The sequence below is a fragment of the Bacillus sp. BSL6 genome (assembly GCF_052928345.1).
The window spans coordinates 1-17,347 of record NZ_JAVGCW010000001.1 but is presented as its reverse complement, the minus strand read 5'-3'; the positions used below and the strand labels follow the sequence as shown (position 1 = coordinate 17,347).

Genomic DNA, 17,347 nt, shown 5'->3' with positions numbered 1-17,347 from the left:
CAATCTCTTTAAATTTGCGTAACTGTATTACCAATACCCCAAATCTCATTACTATACTGTAAAATCGTTCGATCGCTCGCAAAATGACCAGATTGTGCAATGTTTAAAATCGACATTTCTAGCCACTTCGTTCGGTTTTCATAAGCTCTACCAACAGCTTCTTGCCTTTCTGCATATGGACCAAAATCTCGTAGAACGAAATACTCATCATTTTGAATAACGAGAGAATCGTAAATTGCTTCAAATTCAGCTCCCGACTGTGCAAAGAAACCATTCGTTAACTGATCTACTACCTTTTTAATGTGCCCATTGTGGTGATAATAATCACTTGCACGATATCCACCATTTTGATAGTAATGAAGAACTTCTTCGGCCGTTAAACCGAAAATGAAACAGTTATCATCACCGACTCTATCTTTTATTTCAATATTCGCTCCGTCTAACGTGCCAAGCGTAATCGCACCATTCATCATAAATTTCATATTCCCTGTTCCGGATGCTTCTTTACTCGCTGTTGAAATTTGTTCACTGACATCGGCCGCTGGGAATATATCTTCCGCTAAAGACACTCGATAGTTTTCTAGAAAGATAACTTTCATATACTGGCTTACATACGGATCATTATTCACTTTTCTTGCGAGTTCATTAATTAATTTAATAATCTTTTTCGCATAGTAATAGCCAGGTGATGCTTTCGCTCCAAAGATAAAAGTACGCGGATAAAATGTAAAACTAGCATCCTCTTTCAAACGGTTATACAAATATAAAATATGAAGAACGTTTAACAATTGTCGTTTGTAAGCATGTAGTCTTTTTACTTGCACATCAAAAATAGAATTAGGATCAATTGTAATCCCCATTGTATTATGAATACGCTCCGCTAAAATCTCTTTACGCTCTTGTTTTACCTCTGCAAATTTCTCTTGGAAACTCGCATCGTATTGAACTAATTGTAACTCTTGAAGCTTAATCGGTTCTTTCTTCCACTCTGTTCCAATCGCCTCTGAAATAAGGTTTGTCAGCTGCGGATTCGCCTTCATTAACCAGCGTCTATGAGCGATTCCATTCGTTTTATTATTAAACTTATCTGGATAAAACTCATAAAACAATCGCATTTCACGTTGTTTTAAAATTTCCGTATGAATTTTTGCTACACCGTTTACGCTATGACTGCCGACAATTGCTAAATGAGCCATTTTCACAAGATCATGCGCAATAATCGCCATCTCTTCAATACGATGCCATTCATACGGATAACGTTCCCAAAGTTCACGACAGAAACGTTCATTAATCTCTTCAATAATCATATAAATTCTCGGTAATAACGGTTTAAAAATGTGAATTGGCCACTTCTCAAGCGCTTCTGATAACGTCGTATGATTCGTATAAGAAATCGTTTGCGTCGTTATGTGCCAAGCTTCTTCCCATGCTAGTTTTTCCTCATCTAATAAAATACGCATTAGTTCTGGAATCGCCAAAACTGGATGTGTATCGTTAATATGAATCGCAATTTTCTCATGTAATTGACGAAGGTCACCATATCTTTCTCTATGCATACGAACGATATTTTGCAAGCTTGCTGATACGAGGAAATACTGTTGTTTCAAACGAAGTATTTTCCCCTCATCATGCGTATCATCTGGATATAAAAACTCCGATACCGCCTCTGTTTCACGCTTATATTTCAAAATATCTTTGCAATTTTGCGGGAAAGGAACTGGTTCCGCATTCCAAAGTCTAAGTGTATTTACAGTACTCGTCTCATAACCTACTACTGGAACGTCATATGGTACTGCCATAATTACTTCTGCATTCGTATGCCTGAATTCTAAACGTCCATCAATATAGAGTGGTTCAACATTGCCGAAATAACTTACCTCTACAGCTTGATCATGCCTTCTTACTTCCCATACGTTTTCATGAAGAAGCCACTGTTCTGGAAACTCAACTTGATAACCATCCACAATTTTTTGATCGAATAAGCCGTGTTTGTAACGAATTCCACAGCCATGACCTGGTAAGTTTAAAGATGCAAGTGAATCAAGGAAACAGGCTGCTAATCGTCCAAGTCCACCATTTCCAAGACCCGCATCTGCTTCCACCTCTTCTAACTGTTGCAAAGAAATGCCAAGCTCAGAAAGTCCCTGCTCACATACATCCCTGATACCTAAATTTAATATGTTACTTCCAAGCAAACGTCCAAGTAAAAACTCAATGGATAAGTAATACATTTGCTTTCGCTCTCCAGATCGATAACTTTCGTTCGTTGCAATCCATTGACTATTCATATACTCACGTACCATGTACCCAAGCGTATTGTATTGATCACGAGTTGTAGAGTCTTTGAAACTTTTACCATACATCGTCTCTAACTTTTCTAGAAAAGCTGATTTGAAACTTTCAACATGAGTAAACATTTCTTCACCACCTACATGTTATTCCATGAGACTTTTATACAATTTCTTATAAGCAAGAGCTGATTTCTCCCAGCTATAATCTTCAGTCATCGCTTGTTTTACAAGCTGATCCCATACCGGTTTATCATGATAAAATTCAATTGCACGAAGAACCGTGTGCAACATATCATGTGCATTAAAGTTCGTGAAACTGAAACCATTTCCTTCTCCAGTTTCTTCATCATAAGATTGTACCGTATCATTTAATCCGCCTGTTTCCCTTACAATTGGAATCGTACCATACGCTAATGCGATAAGTTGTCCAAGGCCACACGGCTCAAACAGTGATGGCATTAAAAATAAATCACTTCCCGCATACACTTGGTGCGCTAACTCCTCATTAAAGCCGATATACACTTTTACCTTCTCAGGATACTCATATGCCATCCACTCGAAGAATTGTTCATATTCAGAATCACCTGATCCTAAAATAATACATTGTACATCTTCTTCCATTATTTCTCGGAATACAGTACGTACTAAATCAAGACCTTTTTGCTTCGTTAATCTCGTTACCATTGAAATAATTGGTGTATCTTCTTTTTCTGGCAAACCAAAATAACGCTGCAATGCGCGTTTATTTTCACTTTTTTCATATAGTGACTCTGCATCGTACTGAGCAGTAATATACGAATCCGTTTCTGGATTATACACGCTCGTATCAATTCCATTTACAATGCCACTAAGCTTACCATTATATTTTCGCAACAATCCATCTAACTTCTCACCGAAAAATTCATATTGAATTTCTTCTTTATATGTCGGGCTAACCGCTGTAATTTGATCAGAAGCGATAATACCGCCCTTCATAAAGTTCACATTTCCATAAAACTCTAACTGCTCACTATGAAAATATTCATCACCAAGTTCTAACAAGTCGTACATCACTTCAGGAGGAAATACACCTTGGAACTGCAAGTTATGAATCGTATATACCGTTTTAATATGCTCATATAACGGGTTATCTTGATACTTTTCACGCAGTAAAAAATTCACCATGGCTGTATGCCAATCGTGGCTATGAAGAACATCCACTTCGAAATCAAGATGCGGAATACACTCTAATACTGCTTTCGAGAAATAAGAAAAACGCTCTCCATCATCATAATGACCATACAGAGAATCCCTCTTAAAATAATATTCATTATCTATTAAGTAATACGTAATCCCGTCTTGCTCACCTTTTAAAATTCCACAATATTGATTTCTCCAGCCAAGCGGGACGTTAATTACTTTATGTAGCGTACATCCATCCCTTAATTTTTGCGGAATAAGACTATAATTCGGGAGTATAATGCGAACTTCCACACCTAATTTTTTTAGCTCTTTTGGGAGCGCACCTGCTACATCAGCTAATCCTCCCGATTTCACAAATGGTACACATTCTGATACTGCAAATAAAATATTCACTTGTTGTCCCACTGCACGAAAAGCTTATACTACTTCCCTTGCAGCTTCCTCCCTTCGAGTTTTCATTTAAATTAAAACTTTAATCAGTGGAGGAAAGACCCCCACTGATTTCTTAAGAATAACTATTAATCGTACTGTTTTGAACGCTTCCTTTTTCTACAACGTATGGCTCATCGGCGTTTCCTTTTAAGACAACACCGTCACCAATTTTCACGTCTTTATCAATAATAACACCGTCTATTATACAATTATCTCCAATTTGGCTCTTTTGCATAATAATGCTATTACGAACAATTGAACCTTTCCCAATTTTAACAGAACGGGAGACAACACTATTTTCTACTTCACCTTCGATAATACTGCCGTTTGCAATCATTGTATTTTTCACAGCTGCACCTTTTACATAACGAGTTGGTGGTTCATCTTTTACTTTCGTAAAGATCGGTGCTTCTTTCTTAAATAGTTGCTTCCAAATAGCAGGCTGTAAAATTTCTAAGCTATGTTTATAGTAACTTTCAATCGAATCAATAATAGCTACATATCCTGTATGCTCATACGTAGCAATATGCAGTGATTTCCCGCGCTTTTCTCTCACTACATCGAATAAGCTATATTGCTCCATATCTTTATATGCCTCAAATAAGTCTAACAATAATTGTTTCTTTAACACGTATGTTTGAAGCGAAACCCCTTCATGGCAAACTTCCGTAATATCAGCTGCCGTATGTATATGTCGCTCTAACACTGCTTGAAAATTTAATGCTGTTACGAGATGGCTATTCGTAATCACGACGTACTCTTCTCTGCTTCTTAGAAAATAATCAATATGTCTTCTAAAATGTGCAAAAGATCCAAATTCATCTTGATCACATTGGCAATTTGGCGGGAATAAAAACAGTCCGTCTCGTTTTCTATCTAAATCCCACTGTTTGCCTGAACCAACGTGATCCATTAGTGAACGGTTTTTATGGCTTGTAAAAACTGCCACACTATGAATATTAGAATTCACCATATTTGAAAGCATGAAATCAATGAGTCGATAACGGCCCCCAAACGGTAACGCCGCTAGTGAACGATGCCCTGTTACTTTCTTTAAGGAAGGAAAACTTCCCGTTGCATTAATAATTCCTAACATTTTTTCTCCCATTCATTTCATCCCCCTTTTCTATTTCCCTTCAGCAATGAGTACTACATCGTCAACACTTTTTTCCGGACGAATAATTGTTCCATCTTCAATAACCATTTCCGATCCAACAATTGCCCTTTCAATCACAACATTTTTGCCAATCTTCGCTCCTGGCATAACGACAGAATCAATAACCATACTACCTTCTTCCACCGTCACCCCTTGGAATAATACAGAATGCTTCACGTCCCCTTCGATGACGCATCCTTCGTTAATAAGTGATTCTTCTACTTTTGCCTTTTCAGCAATATATTGAGGCGGTTCGTTTGGATTAACAGAATAAATACGCCAGTCACGGTCGTTTAAATTCAGTGATGTTTCATCGCGCAGTAAATCCATATTGGCTTCCCATAAGCTCTTCACTGTACCAACATCTTTCCAATATCCTTCAAACGGATACGCCATTAGCTTCTTCCCTTCATCTAATAAAAGCGGAAGTACATCTTTTCCGAAATCATTACTAGATTCAGGGTTTCTTGCATCCATTTCTAAATACTCTTTTAAAATTGCCCAGTTAAAAATATAAATTCCCATTGATGCAAGATTACTTCTTGGAAATTGCGGTTTCTCCTCAAATTCAACAATCTCCATCTCTTCGTTCGTATTCATAATGCCAAAGCGACTCGCTTCATCCCAAGGCACTTCAATAACAGAAATCGAAACGTCCGCTTCTTTCTCAATATGGTAATCTAGCATTTTACTGTAATCCATTTTATAAATATGGTCACCTGATAAAATGAGAACATACTCTGGCTCATATTGACTTAAATAGTTTAAGTTTTGATAAATGGCACTTGCCGTACCTGTGTACCACTTTACACCTGAAGACTCCGCATAAGGAGGTAATACTGTGACTCCACCGCTTACTCGGTCTAAATCCCAGGCATTGCCAATTCCGATATAATTATGAAGTTCTAGTGGTTGATATTGCGTTAAAATCCCAACCGTTTCAATACCAGAATTCGCGCAGTTACTTAGCGTAAAATCAATAATGCGATATTTACCACCAAATGGAACAGCTGGCTTGGCTAAATTTTTTGTTAATGCACTTAATCGACTACCTTTTCCCCCTGCTAGTAACATTGCTACGCACTTTTGTTTTTGAGCCATCTTGTTTTTTGCTCCCCTTTCTCGTCTTCACTGGTCGTAATATGGATACGCCAAATGGTGGAATTGTAATTTCTACATGTGCTGCTTGATTATGATACGGTTCTTGAATCGCCTTCAGACGTTTCTTATTTACTTGCCCTGATCCGCCATATTGCTCAGCATCACTGTTTAAAATCTCGTTATAATACTCGAAATCTGGTACACCTACTTTATAGTTTTCATATGTAGCTTTCGTAAAATTACATACGACAACTAACGCATCTTCTTGTTTATCCCCTTGGCGGATAAAAGAGAAAATACTTTGCTCATTATTATTAGCATCAATCCACTGAAAACCTTCAGGCGAATGATCAAGCTGCCAAAGTGGTTTGGAGCGCTTATACAATGCTATGAGCTCTTTAAAGTAATCATGCATATAACGATGCATTTCAAAATCATGTAAATTCCAATCTAAATCTTCAAGGTCTTTCCACTCATCAAACTGCCCGAATTCTCCACCCATGAAAAGTAATTTCTTTCCTGGGTGAGTAAAGAAATATCCATATAATAAACGAAGTTGAGCAAACTTATCCCAGTAGTCTCCTGGCATTTTATTTAATAACGACTTTTTCCCATGAACGACTTCATCATGAGAAAGCGGTAATATGAAATTTTCAGAGTAAGCATATAGTAAAGAGAACGTCATTTTATCATGAATATATTTTCTGTACTCTGGCGCACATTCCATATATTTCAGCACGTCATTCATCCAGCCCATATTCCATTTGTAATTGAATCCAAGCCCACCTTCATATGTTGGAGCTGTTACAAGTGGCCAAGCTGTTGAATCCTCTGCTGTCATAAGAAAATCTTCATCCTCTGCAAATACCGCTTCATTTAACTCCCGTAAAAATGAAACAGCGTGCTCATTACTTTGCTCTTGTCCTTCTTTATTCCAGTACAGCATGTTCGCAACTGCATCCACCCTGAAACCATCAATATGGAAATATCTCATCCAAAATAACGCATTTGAAATTAAGAAATTACGTACTTCCCTCTTTCCTAAATCAAAGTTGACAGTTCCCCATACTGGATTTTCTTGCACATCTTTATCTTTATATTCATAAGTCGGTGTCCCATCAAACAAATATAAACCGTGAGCATCTTTACAAAAATGCCCCGGCACCCAATCTAAAATGACACCGATTCCATATTTATGACATTCATCGACAAAATGCATCAAATCATGTGGCGTGCCGAATCTACTCGTTGCTGCATAATATCCCGTCCCTTGATATCCCCAAGAACGATCATATGGATGCTCAACAAGCGGCATAATTTCAATATGTGTAAATTGATGTTCCACCACATAAGGAATGAGTTCTTCTGCCATTTCTTTGTAAGAATACAGTGTTCCATCTTCTTTCTTTTTCCAAGAACCGAAATGTAATTCATAAACTGTCATCGCTTCTTTATAAACCGATTTTTTCTTTTTCTTACGGCTCCAGTTTTTATCATTCCATTCGTATCCCTTTATATCAAAAACTACAGATGCCGTATTCGGTCTTACTTCTGCATACACAGCATAAGGATCTGCCTTGAGAATGACATCACCAGCCATCGTTTCAATCGCATATTTATATATTTCTCTTTCTTCTATATGCGGTATAAATAGGGACCAAATTCCCTCTTCTGTCACTTGCAGCATCTTATGTTGCTCATAATTCCATTCATTAAAATCTCCAACAACACTCATTGCTTTCGCATGAGGAGCCCATACTGTAAATCGTACACCTCGCATCTCATCTTCCGTCACAATATGTGCGCCAAAGATGTTATAACTTTCATAGTACTTTTCGGTATGAAACTCATCTCGTTTCACTTCTTCACAATTTATTACACTCAATATGCTCACCTCACTAAGATGACAGAATTTTTTATACTTTACCAATTCTGCGAAAAACTGAAATATCCTTGTTAATTTATAAAAAATATACGTTTTTTTCTTAAAAATGTTTAATTTTTTTCACATTTCTATATAAAATATCGAATTTTGACGAATATTCATTGAAAACGCTTCATTTTTTACTAGACTTTCATCTTACTATTTATTTCTCAACCTCTATTTTATTCGCTTTATCCCCTTTTTCACGCTATTTTCCACTTAAAATCGTAACAAAATAATCTACCATAAAAAATGTTTCTCAACATTTTTCGTCACAATTGTATTGAAATGGAAAATTGATAAGCATATACTTGTTCTCAATAAAGAACAGCAACTTTTCGTAACTATAATTCATAGCGGACTACTATGTTTACTTATTTATCCTTGTTACGAACAGTCGCTATAAAAATTTAATTAGGGGGCTTTCTTATGTCATTAAAACAAAAGGTTGGAATGGGAGTTGTCACAGCAACGCTTGGCTTATCCCTTACATTCGGCGGTGTATTCGCCTACTTCAGTGATTCTGAAACATCTAGTAACTCATTTCAAGCTGGAACACTAGATCTTTCTATTAATCCAAGTGTAATCGTTGATGTGAAAGATTTAAAACCAGGTGACTTTATTGAAAAAAATTTCACGCTTGAAAATAAAGGAACATTGGATATTGCAAAAGTAGCACTTGAAACATCCTATGAAGTTACAGATGCAAAGAAAAATAATGATGGTGAAGATTTAGGCGATCACATCATCGTCAAATTTTTAGTGAATGATGGAAAACCATCTAATCCAAACGATGATCATGAAATTTTGTGGGAAACAAAACTATCACAATTAAAAACTATGAAACCTGAGGATGTGGCTACTTCTCTAGAACGTCATAACTTAATAGACGGTATTAAATCTGGTGAAACAGATTATTTACACGTGCTCTTCTCCTTTGAAGACAACGAACAAGATCAAAATAAATTCCAGGGTGATTCCTTACAGCTAAACTGGACATTCCATGCAAAGCAAACACCAGGCACGGAGAAATAAATTTTAAAATATAAATTATCGGAGGCTTATACATGAAAAAGAAAAATCGTTTTGTTACCGGAATTGTAACGGCTGGCGTTCTATTTTCAACTGCCCTTCCGTTCAATGTACTTGCTGAAAATCCTATTAACCAAATTGACTCTTCAAACGCCCAGTCTTTACTATCAAAACTTTCTAAAGAACAGCGTCAGGCATTACAAACGTTAGATGCCAACCCTGGTTTTACTATCTCGCCTGATATTAATACGAGTAGTTCTGAGCCTGTAAATATCATTGTAGAATTTCAAACAGCTCCAGTAAAGATTAATGAATTAAAACAAAAAGAAAAAGGGTTACAAGCTGCTCCTGAAAATATAAAAGCACGTATTGATCAAGAACATGAGGAATTTCAAAAAGGACTAAAACGTCTTTATCATTTCAGCCCATCAGTAAAGTCAGGGAATTTCCAGTCTGTACAAATTAAACGTTCTTATAAACATGCGATAAATGGGGTTGCGCTGACATTACCTGCAAATACAGTAGAAGAATTGTTGCGGATTGGTGTTGTAAAACGTATTTGGAAAGATTACGAAGTGAAATTAAATTTACCAAAACAATCTGAGCAAAAAGCACCTCAAAAACTAACAGATAGCATTCCGCAAATTGGGGTCGATAAGTTACATAGCGAAGGTATTACCGGAAAAGGAATTAAAGTTGGTGTATTAGATACAGGTATTGATTACAATCATCCTGACTTAAAAGACGTGTATAAAGGCTATCGCGCAAAACCTGGCGAAGATTCTAGCAAGATAGATCCAAACTCCGTAAAAGGTTGGGACTTTATTAGTAACGACGCAGATCCGATGGAAACAACTTATACAGAATGGCAACAATCTGGCGCTCCTGAATTTGATGATCGTGGCTCTTCCTTCTACACCGCGCATGGTACTCACGTAGCAGGTATCGTTTCTGCGCAAAAGAAAAACACATCAGATTCCGCAGTAAAAGGTGTTGCACCTGACATTGAACTATATAACTATCGTGTACTCGGTCCATACGGAAGTGGAGCTAGTTCAGGTATTATTGCTGCAATCGATAAATCTATTTCTGACGGTATGAACGTCATTAACTTATCGTTAGGTGATGAGAGCAACAATCCGCTTGATCCAACGTCTATCGCTGTTAACAACGCAATGCTTTCTGGTGTCGTTACAGTCGTTGCCGCTGGTAACTCTGGACCAAATCCAGCGACACTCGGATCACCAGGTGCTTCTCCCTTTGCGATTACGGTTGGAGCTAGTGATAGCTCTATTTCCTTACCGAAACTATCAAGTCATGCTGGACAAGTACAATTCCCTAACTTGATTTTATTTGGCAAAAACTTCACTGATAAAATAGAAGATTTCAAGGGACAAACGTTATCTATCGAATCGGTAGGAATCGGTACGCCTGATGAATTTAGTAAAAAAGATGTAAAAGGAAAAATCGCTCTCGTTGCACGCGGTACACTCTCATTTGATGAAAAAATCGCAAATGCAAAACAAGCTGGTGCAAAAGCCGTTATTATTTATAACAATGTGGATGGAGAGATTCCTTTCTATGTTGGCGAAAGTACAAAATACATTCTAGCATTCCGCCTAACGAAAGAAGACGGTGAAAAACTAAAAGCTCAAATCGAACAAGGTAATACATCCTTTACTTTTGACGAACTTACTTATATTCAAACAGAAGGCGATCATCTTGCAGACTTTAGCTCACGCGGCCCTGTTACATCAAATGATGATATTAAACCTGATATTACAGCTCCTGGTGTTGCTGTACTTTCAACAGTACCTGAATATATTAACGACCCACAAGAGGGCGAAAACTATGACGTTTCCTACGAGCGTATGCAAGGAACATCTATGGCTTCTCCTCATATCGCGGGCGTTGCTGCTCTTATTTTACAAGAACACCCCGAATACTCTCCATTCGCTGTAAAGGCGTCTCTTATGAACACAGCTGATGATTTAAAAGAAAAGTATTCCGTATATGAAGTTGGAGCTGGACGAGTAGATGCGTACAACGCCGTTCATACGGAAACTAGTTTTAAAGTGCTAGATACAACAAAAACAGTTGTAAATGATGAAGTAATTGAAGTCCCTGAAGAAACTGGATCCATTGCATTCGGGAAGTTCTATCAAAAAGACGGTGAAGCTCTTGAACAAAAACGAAATATAAAAGTGGAAAACCATAATAAACAAGAGAAAAAAGAATTTAAAACAGAAATTTCTTATACACCAGCATCTTCTTCTATTAACGACGCTACCGCAAACGGTGTAAAAGTTTCTGTTCCAGAAACAATTACACTTGATGCTGGCAAATCAGGTGAAATTGAAGCAAAAATTAATGTTCCAGCCGGTGTAAAACAAGGCCGATATGAAGGATATATTCATATTACAAATACGAAAAATAAAGAAGAAACGTACCAAATTCCGTTCTCTATTCGTGTATCAGAACCTGGTATTGAAGACGCTGTTCTATCTAGAAAATCTATTTCAACGGATACAACTAAATTTAATCCTTACCGCGAATCATACGTGCACGGGGCATTCCAATTAAACAGCAATCTGGAAACGTTAGACCTTATCGTGAAAGATTCAAAAACAAATAAAGCGCTTGGCTTCCTTGGGACGTTAAACACGAGTGGACTGCAAACGGATGTTTATTACTACTTAGATGCATTCTTTAGCGGAAAAGTATATCCTTTTACAAATGATCCTGCAAAACCAATCGGTGATGAGAAAATTGATTTACCAGAAGGCGATTACACAATTGAATTTGTTGGCTATGATAAAGATGGGAAAGCACGTGTGAAAGGTGATTATGTCATCATCGATAACACACCGCCAGAAGTGAAATTAACTGGATTAAAACCTGGTATTTACGAGTTAAATGAAGAAAATTATACAGTAGAAGATGGTAAAAAAGCACTCTGGATTAAAGGAAATGTGTATGATTCAAACATTGACTACTTAAAAGGAAAAGGGTTAAACATTACGCAAGAAGCAAACGGAGTTATGTATTATGACTATTCTCCATACTTGCATAAGTTTTTACCTATTGATGCAAATGGGGACTTTAAAGTTGGCATTACTCCTGAATCCTTTAAAGTGGAAGGTCCAATGAACACAGGCGTGTATATTTTCGATTATGCAACTGCAGGTCCTGACTATCCAAGCGGTGTAAATAATTATTGGTTTATCCAGCAAGGAGCTCAATATGCAAAGGCTAATTATGATAAAAAAGAATTATATAAAGGGGACGAGTTCACAGTAACCCTAAACGCGAAACACGTAAAACAATTCGTTGCTGGGGAATTTAACGTAAAATTCCTAGAGAAGAACTTCAAATTTGCAAATGCGAAATTGAATCCTGCTTTTGAAAAACTCCTTTCTGAAAAAGGGGTAACAGCAAAAGTAAATGAACTGAAACTAGAAGAAGGTTCTGTTACAGTAGGCGGGGCTATTGATGATAAAAACTTCGCTGGATTAGATGGTGACTTCCCGTTCATTGATGTAACGTTCAAAGTAGAAAATGATGAGTTTTATGAGGCAAATGCTCAATTAGAGTCACCAGTGTTTGTATACTGGAAACCAGGAGAAACAGAGCCAAATAGAATGCGTGTCCTTCAAGACCAAACATTCTCAGTTATGTCTTTAAACTCACTAGTAGAAGGAAATATTAAACCTGGTGCATTCTTAAATGAACGTGGCTATTTAGATGAGAAATTCGATTATACAAAGCTTGGCGTAAAAGTATATGCAACTGATTCTTACCGTCATAAGTTTGAAGGCTCACTAGACAAATACGGATACTTCAAACTAAATGGACTTCCTGTTAATAAACGTGACTATAACTTATTTGTAGAAGTACCAGGGCATTTAACAAGTCGCCTAACAACAAAATTAGGTACTGAAAAAGATGGTAAGCTGCTTGGCCAATATTATTATGCACGCCTTGATGAAAACCTTGCCGGTGATGTAAATGGAGATAAAGTAATTGATATAAAAGATGCTGAAATTATCGCTAGCAACTATGGTAAAAAAGGAGTATCTGTGAAAGACGGTGACCTAAACAAAGATGGTATTGTTGACGAAAAAGATATTCGCTTCGTTGAAAAGAACTTCTTGAAAAAAGGTCCCGATGCATCTAAATCACAAACAGCTGCTGAAAAATCAAAAAGCGGTACACTGGCAGATATTTTAAAGAAATTGGGATTAACGCCTAAAAAATAATAATAAAGAGCACTCTATATAAAGTAGAGTGCTCTTTTCTATAAACGACCCTGATCCAGCAAAAGGGGTATATTGGGGATATACAAGGGAAACCGGAAAAGGAATTTATATGAAATTATATAAATTCAGAGGTAGGAAGCAGTTTCCCGCCTCTGAACTATTTAGCAATTATTATAGTACTGGTGCCATTGTTTCTTTTAATACTTTTACAGAATGAGCGAATTTCGCTTTTTCATCTTCATTTAGCTCAAGTTCTACGATTTCACGTACACCATCGCGGTTAATAACAGCTGGAACACCTACGAAAGCATCTTTCTCACCGTATTGTCCTTCAAGGTATGCAGATACAGTTAATACGCTGTTCTCATTGCTTAAGATTGCTTTAGTTACACGAAGTAGTGACATACCGATTCCGTAGTAAGTTGCACCTTTACGCTCGATAATATGGTAAGCTGCATCACGTACGTTTTCGAAGATTTTGTCTAAGTCTTCTTGTTTGTACTGTTCGTTGTTAGCTAAGATTGTTTCTAGTTTTTGTACACCGATAGTAGCGTGGCTCCATACTGGAAGTTCAGTGTCACCGTGTTCACCAACGATGTAAGCATGAACGTTACGTGGATCTACATTTAAGTAGTCACCTAACATGTAACGGAAACGAGCAGAGTCTAAAGTAGTACCAGAACCGATTACACGCTCTTTTGGTAGACCAGATTCTTTCCAAGTTACGTAAGTTAAAATATCAACTGGGTTAGTTGCAATTAAGAAGATTCCATCAAATCCGCTATCCATAATACCGCGAACGATTTGTTTAAAGATCTTTGTATTTTTCTCAACTAAGTCTAAGCGAGTCTCACCTGGCTTTTGTGGTAATCCAGCAGTGATAACTACTAAATCTGCATCTTTACAATCTGCATAGCTACCGCTCCAAACTTTTGTTGGTGATGGAGAGAATGGTACCGCATGGCTTAAGTCCATTGCTTCCCCTTCTGCTTTTGCTTCATTAACATCTACTAATACGAATTCTTCAGCTACACCTTGGTTGATCATTGAGTAAGCATAACTACAACCTACAGCTCCTGTTCCTACTAATACTACACGATTGATACCTTTTTTCATGGTAATTTCCCCTCTCTATTGTTCACATATATTTTTTATGATTGTTTAAGTAATTAATTAAAATACTAATTTAATGTTGTTTAACTTCTTTACACTCATATTGTAGCACGTATTATTGTGAATTAATTCACAAATTATGACCTATTTGTGAACTTTTTCACATAGAGTGTAAAGTTATTGGATCAGGTATGGAATCCATTTCAATGGAGGCGTTTTCTTTAGATTGTGAACGTGAAATAGTTCCATTTTTATTGGTAAGTGAAATTATATCGACGATTATTTAAATATATCAACGATTTTTATAATATATCGACCGTAAATCAAATTATATCGGCGATTCGACAAGGAATATCGACTTATCGACAAGACTCGACAATAATGACAACATAAAAAAGCAGACTATCCAAAGTCCACTTTTACACAACAAAAAAGAGATAGCAGATTATGCTATCTCTTTTAGTATGACCCGTACGGGATTCGAACCCGTGTTACCGCCGTGAAAGGGCGGTGTCTTAACCACTTGACCAACGGGCCAATTACTGGCAGAGAAGAAGGGATTCGAACCCTCGCACCGCGTTCGCGATCTACTCCCTTAGCAGGGGAGCCCCTTGAGCCACTTGGGTACTTCTCTATAAATATGGCTCCGCAGGTAGGACTCGAACCTACGACCGATCGGTTAACAGCCGATAGCTCTACCACTGAGCTACTGCGGAACAATTATGGTGGGCCTAAATGGACTCGAACCATCGACCTCACGCTTATCAGGCGTGCGCTCTAACCAGCTGAGCTATAGGCCCATAATTGAAAAGCGGGTGAAGAGAATCGAACTCTCGACCAGAGCTTGGAAGGCTCTTGTTTTACCACTAAACTACACCCGCATTAAATTGTAAATGGTGAGCCATGAAGGACTCGAACCTTCGACCCTCTGATTAAAAGTCAGATGCTCTACCAACTGAGCTAATGGCTCATTTTGAAAGTGGTGCCGGCTAGAGGACTTGAACCCCCAACCTACTGATTACAAGTCAGTTGCTCTACCAATTGAGCTAAGCCGGCTTGCGACTTCAAAATGGTGGCTCGGGACGGAATCGAACCGCCGACACGAGGATTTTCAGTCCTCTGCTCTACCGACTGAGCTACCGAGCCTTTATGTAAAAATGGCGGTCCCGACCGGGGTCGAACCGGCGATCTCCTGCGTGACAGGCAGGCATGTTAACCACTACACCACGGGACCTTGGTTGCGGGGACAGGATTTGAACCTGCGACCTTCGGGTTATGAGCCCGACGAGCTACCAGACTGCTCCACCCCGCGACGATAAAATATTTAATTAAGAAAAAATGGAGGAGGTAGAGGGATTCGAACCCCCGCGCGACTCTCGCCGCCTGTCGGTTTTCAAGACCGATCCCTTCAGCCGAACTTGGGTATACCTCCGAGATATAAACTTCTAATGGTGGACCTTGTAGGACTCGAACCTACGACCGGACGGTTATGAGCCGTCTGCTCTAACCAGCTGAGCTAAAGGTCCTTTATGGTAGCGGCGGAGGGGATCGAACCCCCGACCTCACGGGTATGAACCGTACGCTCTAGCCAGCTGAGCTACACCGCCATAAATGATATTAAGATAAGTGGAGCCTAGCGGGATCGAACCGCTGACCTCCTGCGTGCAAGGCAGGCGCTCTCCCAGCTGAGCTAAGGCCCCATGTTTTTTGGGAATATCGGGAAGACAGGATTTGAACCTGCGACCCCCTGGTCCCAAACCAGGTGCTCTACCAAGCTGAGCCACTTCCCGTTAATAAAAGCGCGCCCGAGAGGAGTCGAACCCCTAACCTCTTGATCCGTAGTCAAACGCTCTATCCAATTGAGCTACGGGCGCATATGGTGCCGAGGGCGGGGGTCGAACCCGCACGGTGGTCACCCACCGCAGGATTTTAAGTCCTGTGCGTCTGCCTGTTCCGCCACCCCGGCATGTCATATTGAAAATTGGAGCGGAAGACGGGATTCGAACCCGCGACCCCAACCTTGGCAAGGTTGTATTCTACCACTGAACTACTTCCGCAAGACATGTATGAGTTATTTTATTAAAAGTGCGGGTGAAGGGAGTCGAACCCCCACGCCAAAGGCGCTAGATCCTAAGTCTAGTGCGTCTGCCAATTCCGCCACACCCGCATATTTTGTTGAAATGGTGAGCCATGAAGGACTCGAACCTTCGACCCTCTGATTAAAAGTCAGATGCTCTACCAACTGAGCTAATGGCTCTTAATGGCTGGGCTAGCTGGATTCGAACCAGCGCATGACGGAGTCAAAGTCCGTTGCCTTACCGCTTGGCTATAGCCCATTAATTAAGAATGGTGGAGGGGGGCAGATTCGAACTGCCGAACCCGAAGGAGCGGATTTACAGTCCGCCGCGTTTAGCCACTTCGCTACCCCTCCGACATATATGGTGGAGGATGACGGGATCGAACCGCCGACCCCCTGCTTGTAAGGCAGGTGCTCTCCCAGCTGAGCTAATCCTCCATTTTGCCTGGCAACGTCCTACTCTCACAGGGACAAGGTCCCAACTACCATCGGCGCTAGAGAGCTTAACTTCCGTGTTCGGTATGGGAACGGGTGTGACCTCTCTGCCATCATTACCAGACTGTATTCATTTAAGACAAGAATCATTATAACTTATTTAACTTTAAAAGTCAACAAGTTTTTTTATATTCTTTCAAAACTAGATAACATTGCTACATATTATATGGTTAAGTCCTCGATCTATTAGTATTCGTCAGCTCCACATGTCACCATGCTTCCACCTCGAACCTATCAACCTGATCATCTTTCAGGGATCTTACTAGCTTACGCTATGGGAAATCT

Annotated in this window: 8 protein-coding genes, 23 tRNA genes and 2 rRNA genes; 2 read left to right on the top strand and 31 right to left on the bottom strand. The window is 38.9% G+C overall.

The features are described from left to right. Window positions 1-8: 8 nt before the first annotated feature. From glgP to glgB, 5 genes are all read right to left on the bottom strand, one after another. Window positions 9-2,417, bottom strand: a complete 2,409-nt coding sequence (gene glgP, locus RCJ96_RS00165; protein WP_416504496.1) for a glycogen phosphorylase — start codon at window positions 2,415-2,417, stop codon at window positions 9-11. An 18-nt stretch (window positions 2,418-2,435) separates the two neighbouring features. Beyond that, on the bottom strand, window positions 2,436-3,866 hold the full coding sequence (gene glgA / locus RCJ96_RS00160; RefSeq protein ID WP_074606163.1) for a glycogen synthase GlgA: 1,431 nt from the start codon (window positions 3,864-3,866) through the stop codon (window positions 2,436-2,438). Between the two features lie 112 nt (window positions 3,867-3,978). Then, complete coding sequence (gene glgD, locus RCJ96_RS00155) at window positions 3,979-5,013, bottom strand: glucose-1-phosphate adenylyltransferase subunit GlgD (protein WP_074606154.1); 1,035 nt, start codon at window positions 5,011-5,013, stop codon at window positions 3,979-3,981. 18 nt (window positions 5,014-5,031) lie between these two features. Beyond that, a complete protein-coding gene (gene glgC / locus RCJ96_RS00150) occupies window positions 5,032-6,162 on the bottom strand; it encodes a glucose-1-phosphate adenylyltransferase (protein WP_416504498.1) in 1,131 nt (376 codons plus the stop codon). Continuing rightward, a complete protein-coding gene (gene glgB / locus RCJ96_RS00145) occupies window positions 6,110-8,047 on the bottom strand; it encodes a 1,4-alpha-glucan branching protein GlgB (protein ID WP_270796461.1) in 1,938 nt (645 codons plus the stop codon). The genes glgC and glgB overlap by 53 nt, the downstream gene beginning before the upstream one ends. A 468-nt stretch (window positions 8,048-8,515) precedes the next feature. On the opposite strand from glgB, the gene RCJ96_RS00140 reads away from it, so the two are divergent. Further along, window positions 8,516-9,121, top strand: coding sequence for a CalY family protein (locus RCJ96_RS00140; RefSeq protein ID WP_071736684.1), 606 nt, complete (start codon window positions 8,516-8,518; stop codon window positions 9,119-9,121). Window positions 9,122-9,153: 32 nt separating this feature from the next. Beyond that, window positions 9,154-13,377, top strand: coding sequence for a S8 family serine peptidase (locus RCJ96_RS00135; RefSeq protein WP_416504499.1), 4,224 nt, complete (start codon window positions 9,154-9,156; stop codon window positions 13,375-13,377). Window positions 13,378-13,548: 171 nt separating this feature from the next. Here RCJ96_RS00135 and RCJ96_RS00130 read toward each other — a convergent pair whose 3' ends face one another. The 26 genes from RCJ96_RS00130 to RCJ96_RS00005 form a co-directional block, all read right to left on the bottom strand. Continuing rightward, window positions 13,549-14,493, bottom strand: coding sequence for an L-lactate dehydrogenase (locus RCJ96_RS00130; protein ID WP_071736687.1), 945 nt, complete (start codon window positions 14,491-14,493; stop codon window positions 13,549-13,551). Between the two features lie 462 nt (window positions 14,494-14,955). Continuing rightward, window positions 14,956-15,027 (bottom strand) — tRNA-Glu (locus RCJ96_RS00125). A 6-nt stretch (window positions 15,028-15,033) separates the two neighbouring features. Then, a tRNA-Ser gene (locus RCJ96_RS00120) sits at window positions 15,034-15,124 on the bottom strand. Window positions 15,125-15,131: 7 nt separating this feature from the next. Continuing rightward, window positions 15,132-15,206, bottom strand: a tRNA-Asn gene (locus RCJ96_RS00115). A 7-nt stretch (window positions 15,207-15,213) separates the two neighbouring features. Continuing rightward, a tRNA-Ile gene (locus RCJ96_RS00110) sits at window positions 15,214-15,290 on the bottom strand. Between the two features lie 10 nt (window positions 15,291-15,300). Beyond that, window positions 15,301-15,371: transfer RNA gene (locus tag RCJ96_RS00105), tRNA-Gly, on the bottom strand. A gap of 13 nt (window positions 15,372-15,384) precedes the next feature. After that, window positions 15,385-15,460: transfer RNA gene (locus tag RCJ96_RS00100), tRNA-Lys, on the bottom strand. A 10-nt stretch (window positions 15,461-15,470) separates the two neighbouring features. Next, a tRNA-Thr gene (locus RCJ96_RS00095) sits at window positions 15,471-15,546 on the bottom strand. A gap of 14 nt (window positions 15,547-15,560) precedes the next feature. Beyond that, window positions 15,561-15,636: transfer RNA gene (locus tag RCJ96_RS00090), tRNA-Phe, on the bottom strand. 12 nt (window positions 15,637-15,648) lie between these two features. Further along, window positions 15,649-15,724: transfer RNA gene (locus RCJ96_RS00085), tRNA-Asp, on the bottom strand. Between the two features lies 1 nt (window position 15,725). Next, window positions 15,726-15,802: transfer RNA gene (locus RCJ96_RS00080), tRNA-Met, on the bottom strand. 27 nt (window positions 15,803-15,829) lie between these two features. After that, a tRNA-Ser gene (locus RCJ96_RS00075) sits at window positions 15,830-15,922 on the bottom strand. 17 nt (window positions 15,923-15,939) lie between these two features. After that, window positions 15,940-16,016, bottom strand: a tRNA-Ile gene (locus tag RCJ96_RS00070). A gap of 4 nt (window positions 16,017-16,020) precedes the next feature. After that, a tRNA-Met gene (locus tag RCJ96_RS00065) sits at window positions 16,021-16,097 on the bottom strand. Between the two features lie 20 nt (window positions 16,098-16,117). Then, a tRNA-Ala gene (locus tag RCJ96_RS00060) sits at window positions 16,118-16,190 on the bottom strand. A gap of 16 nt (window positions 16,191-16,206) precedes the next feature. Continuing rightward, a tRNA-Pro gene (locus RCJ96_RS00055) sits at window positions 16,207-16,280 on the bottom strand. 10 nt (window positions 16,281-16,290) lie between these two features. Continuing rightward, window positions 16,291-16,364 (bottom strand) — tRNA-Arg (locus RCJ96_RS00050). 3 nt (window positions 16,365-16,367) lie between these two features. Next, a tRNA-Leu gene (locus RCJ96_RS00045) sits at window positions 16,368-16,456 on the bottom strand. Window positions 16,457-16,472: 16 nt separating this feature from the next. Further along, window positions 16,473-16,547 (bottom strand) — tRNA-Gly (locus tag RCJ96_RS00040). Window positions 16,548-16,576: 29 nt separating this feature from the next. Further along, a tRNA-Leu gene (locus RCJ96_RS00035) sits at window positions 16,577-16,657 on the bottom strand. Between the two features lie 14 nt (window positions 16,658-16,671). Then, window positions 16,672-16,747, bottom strand: a tRNA-Lys gene (locus tag RCJ96_RS00030). A gap of 4 nt (window positions 16,748-16,751) precedes the next feature. Then, window positions 16,752-16,826 (bottom strand) — tRNA-Gln (locus RCJ96_RS00025). Window positions 16,827-16,837: 11 nt separating this feature from the next. After that, window positions 16,838-16,921 (bottom strand) — tRNA-Tyr (locus RCJ96_RS00020). Window positions 16,922-16,929: 8 nt separating this feature from the next. Further along, window positions 16,930-17,005, bottom strand: a tRNA-Val gene (locus tag RCJ96_RS00015). A gap of 5 nt (window positions 17,006-17,010) precedes the next feature. Further along, a 5S ribosomal RNA gene (gene rrf / locus RCJ96_RS00010) occupies window positions 17,011-17,126 on the bottom strand. Window positions 17,127-17,228: 102 nt separating this feature from the next. Next, window positions 17,229-17,347, bottom strand: a 23S ribosomal RNA gene (locus RCJ96_RS00005); the annotation flags it as partial.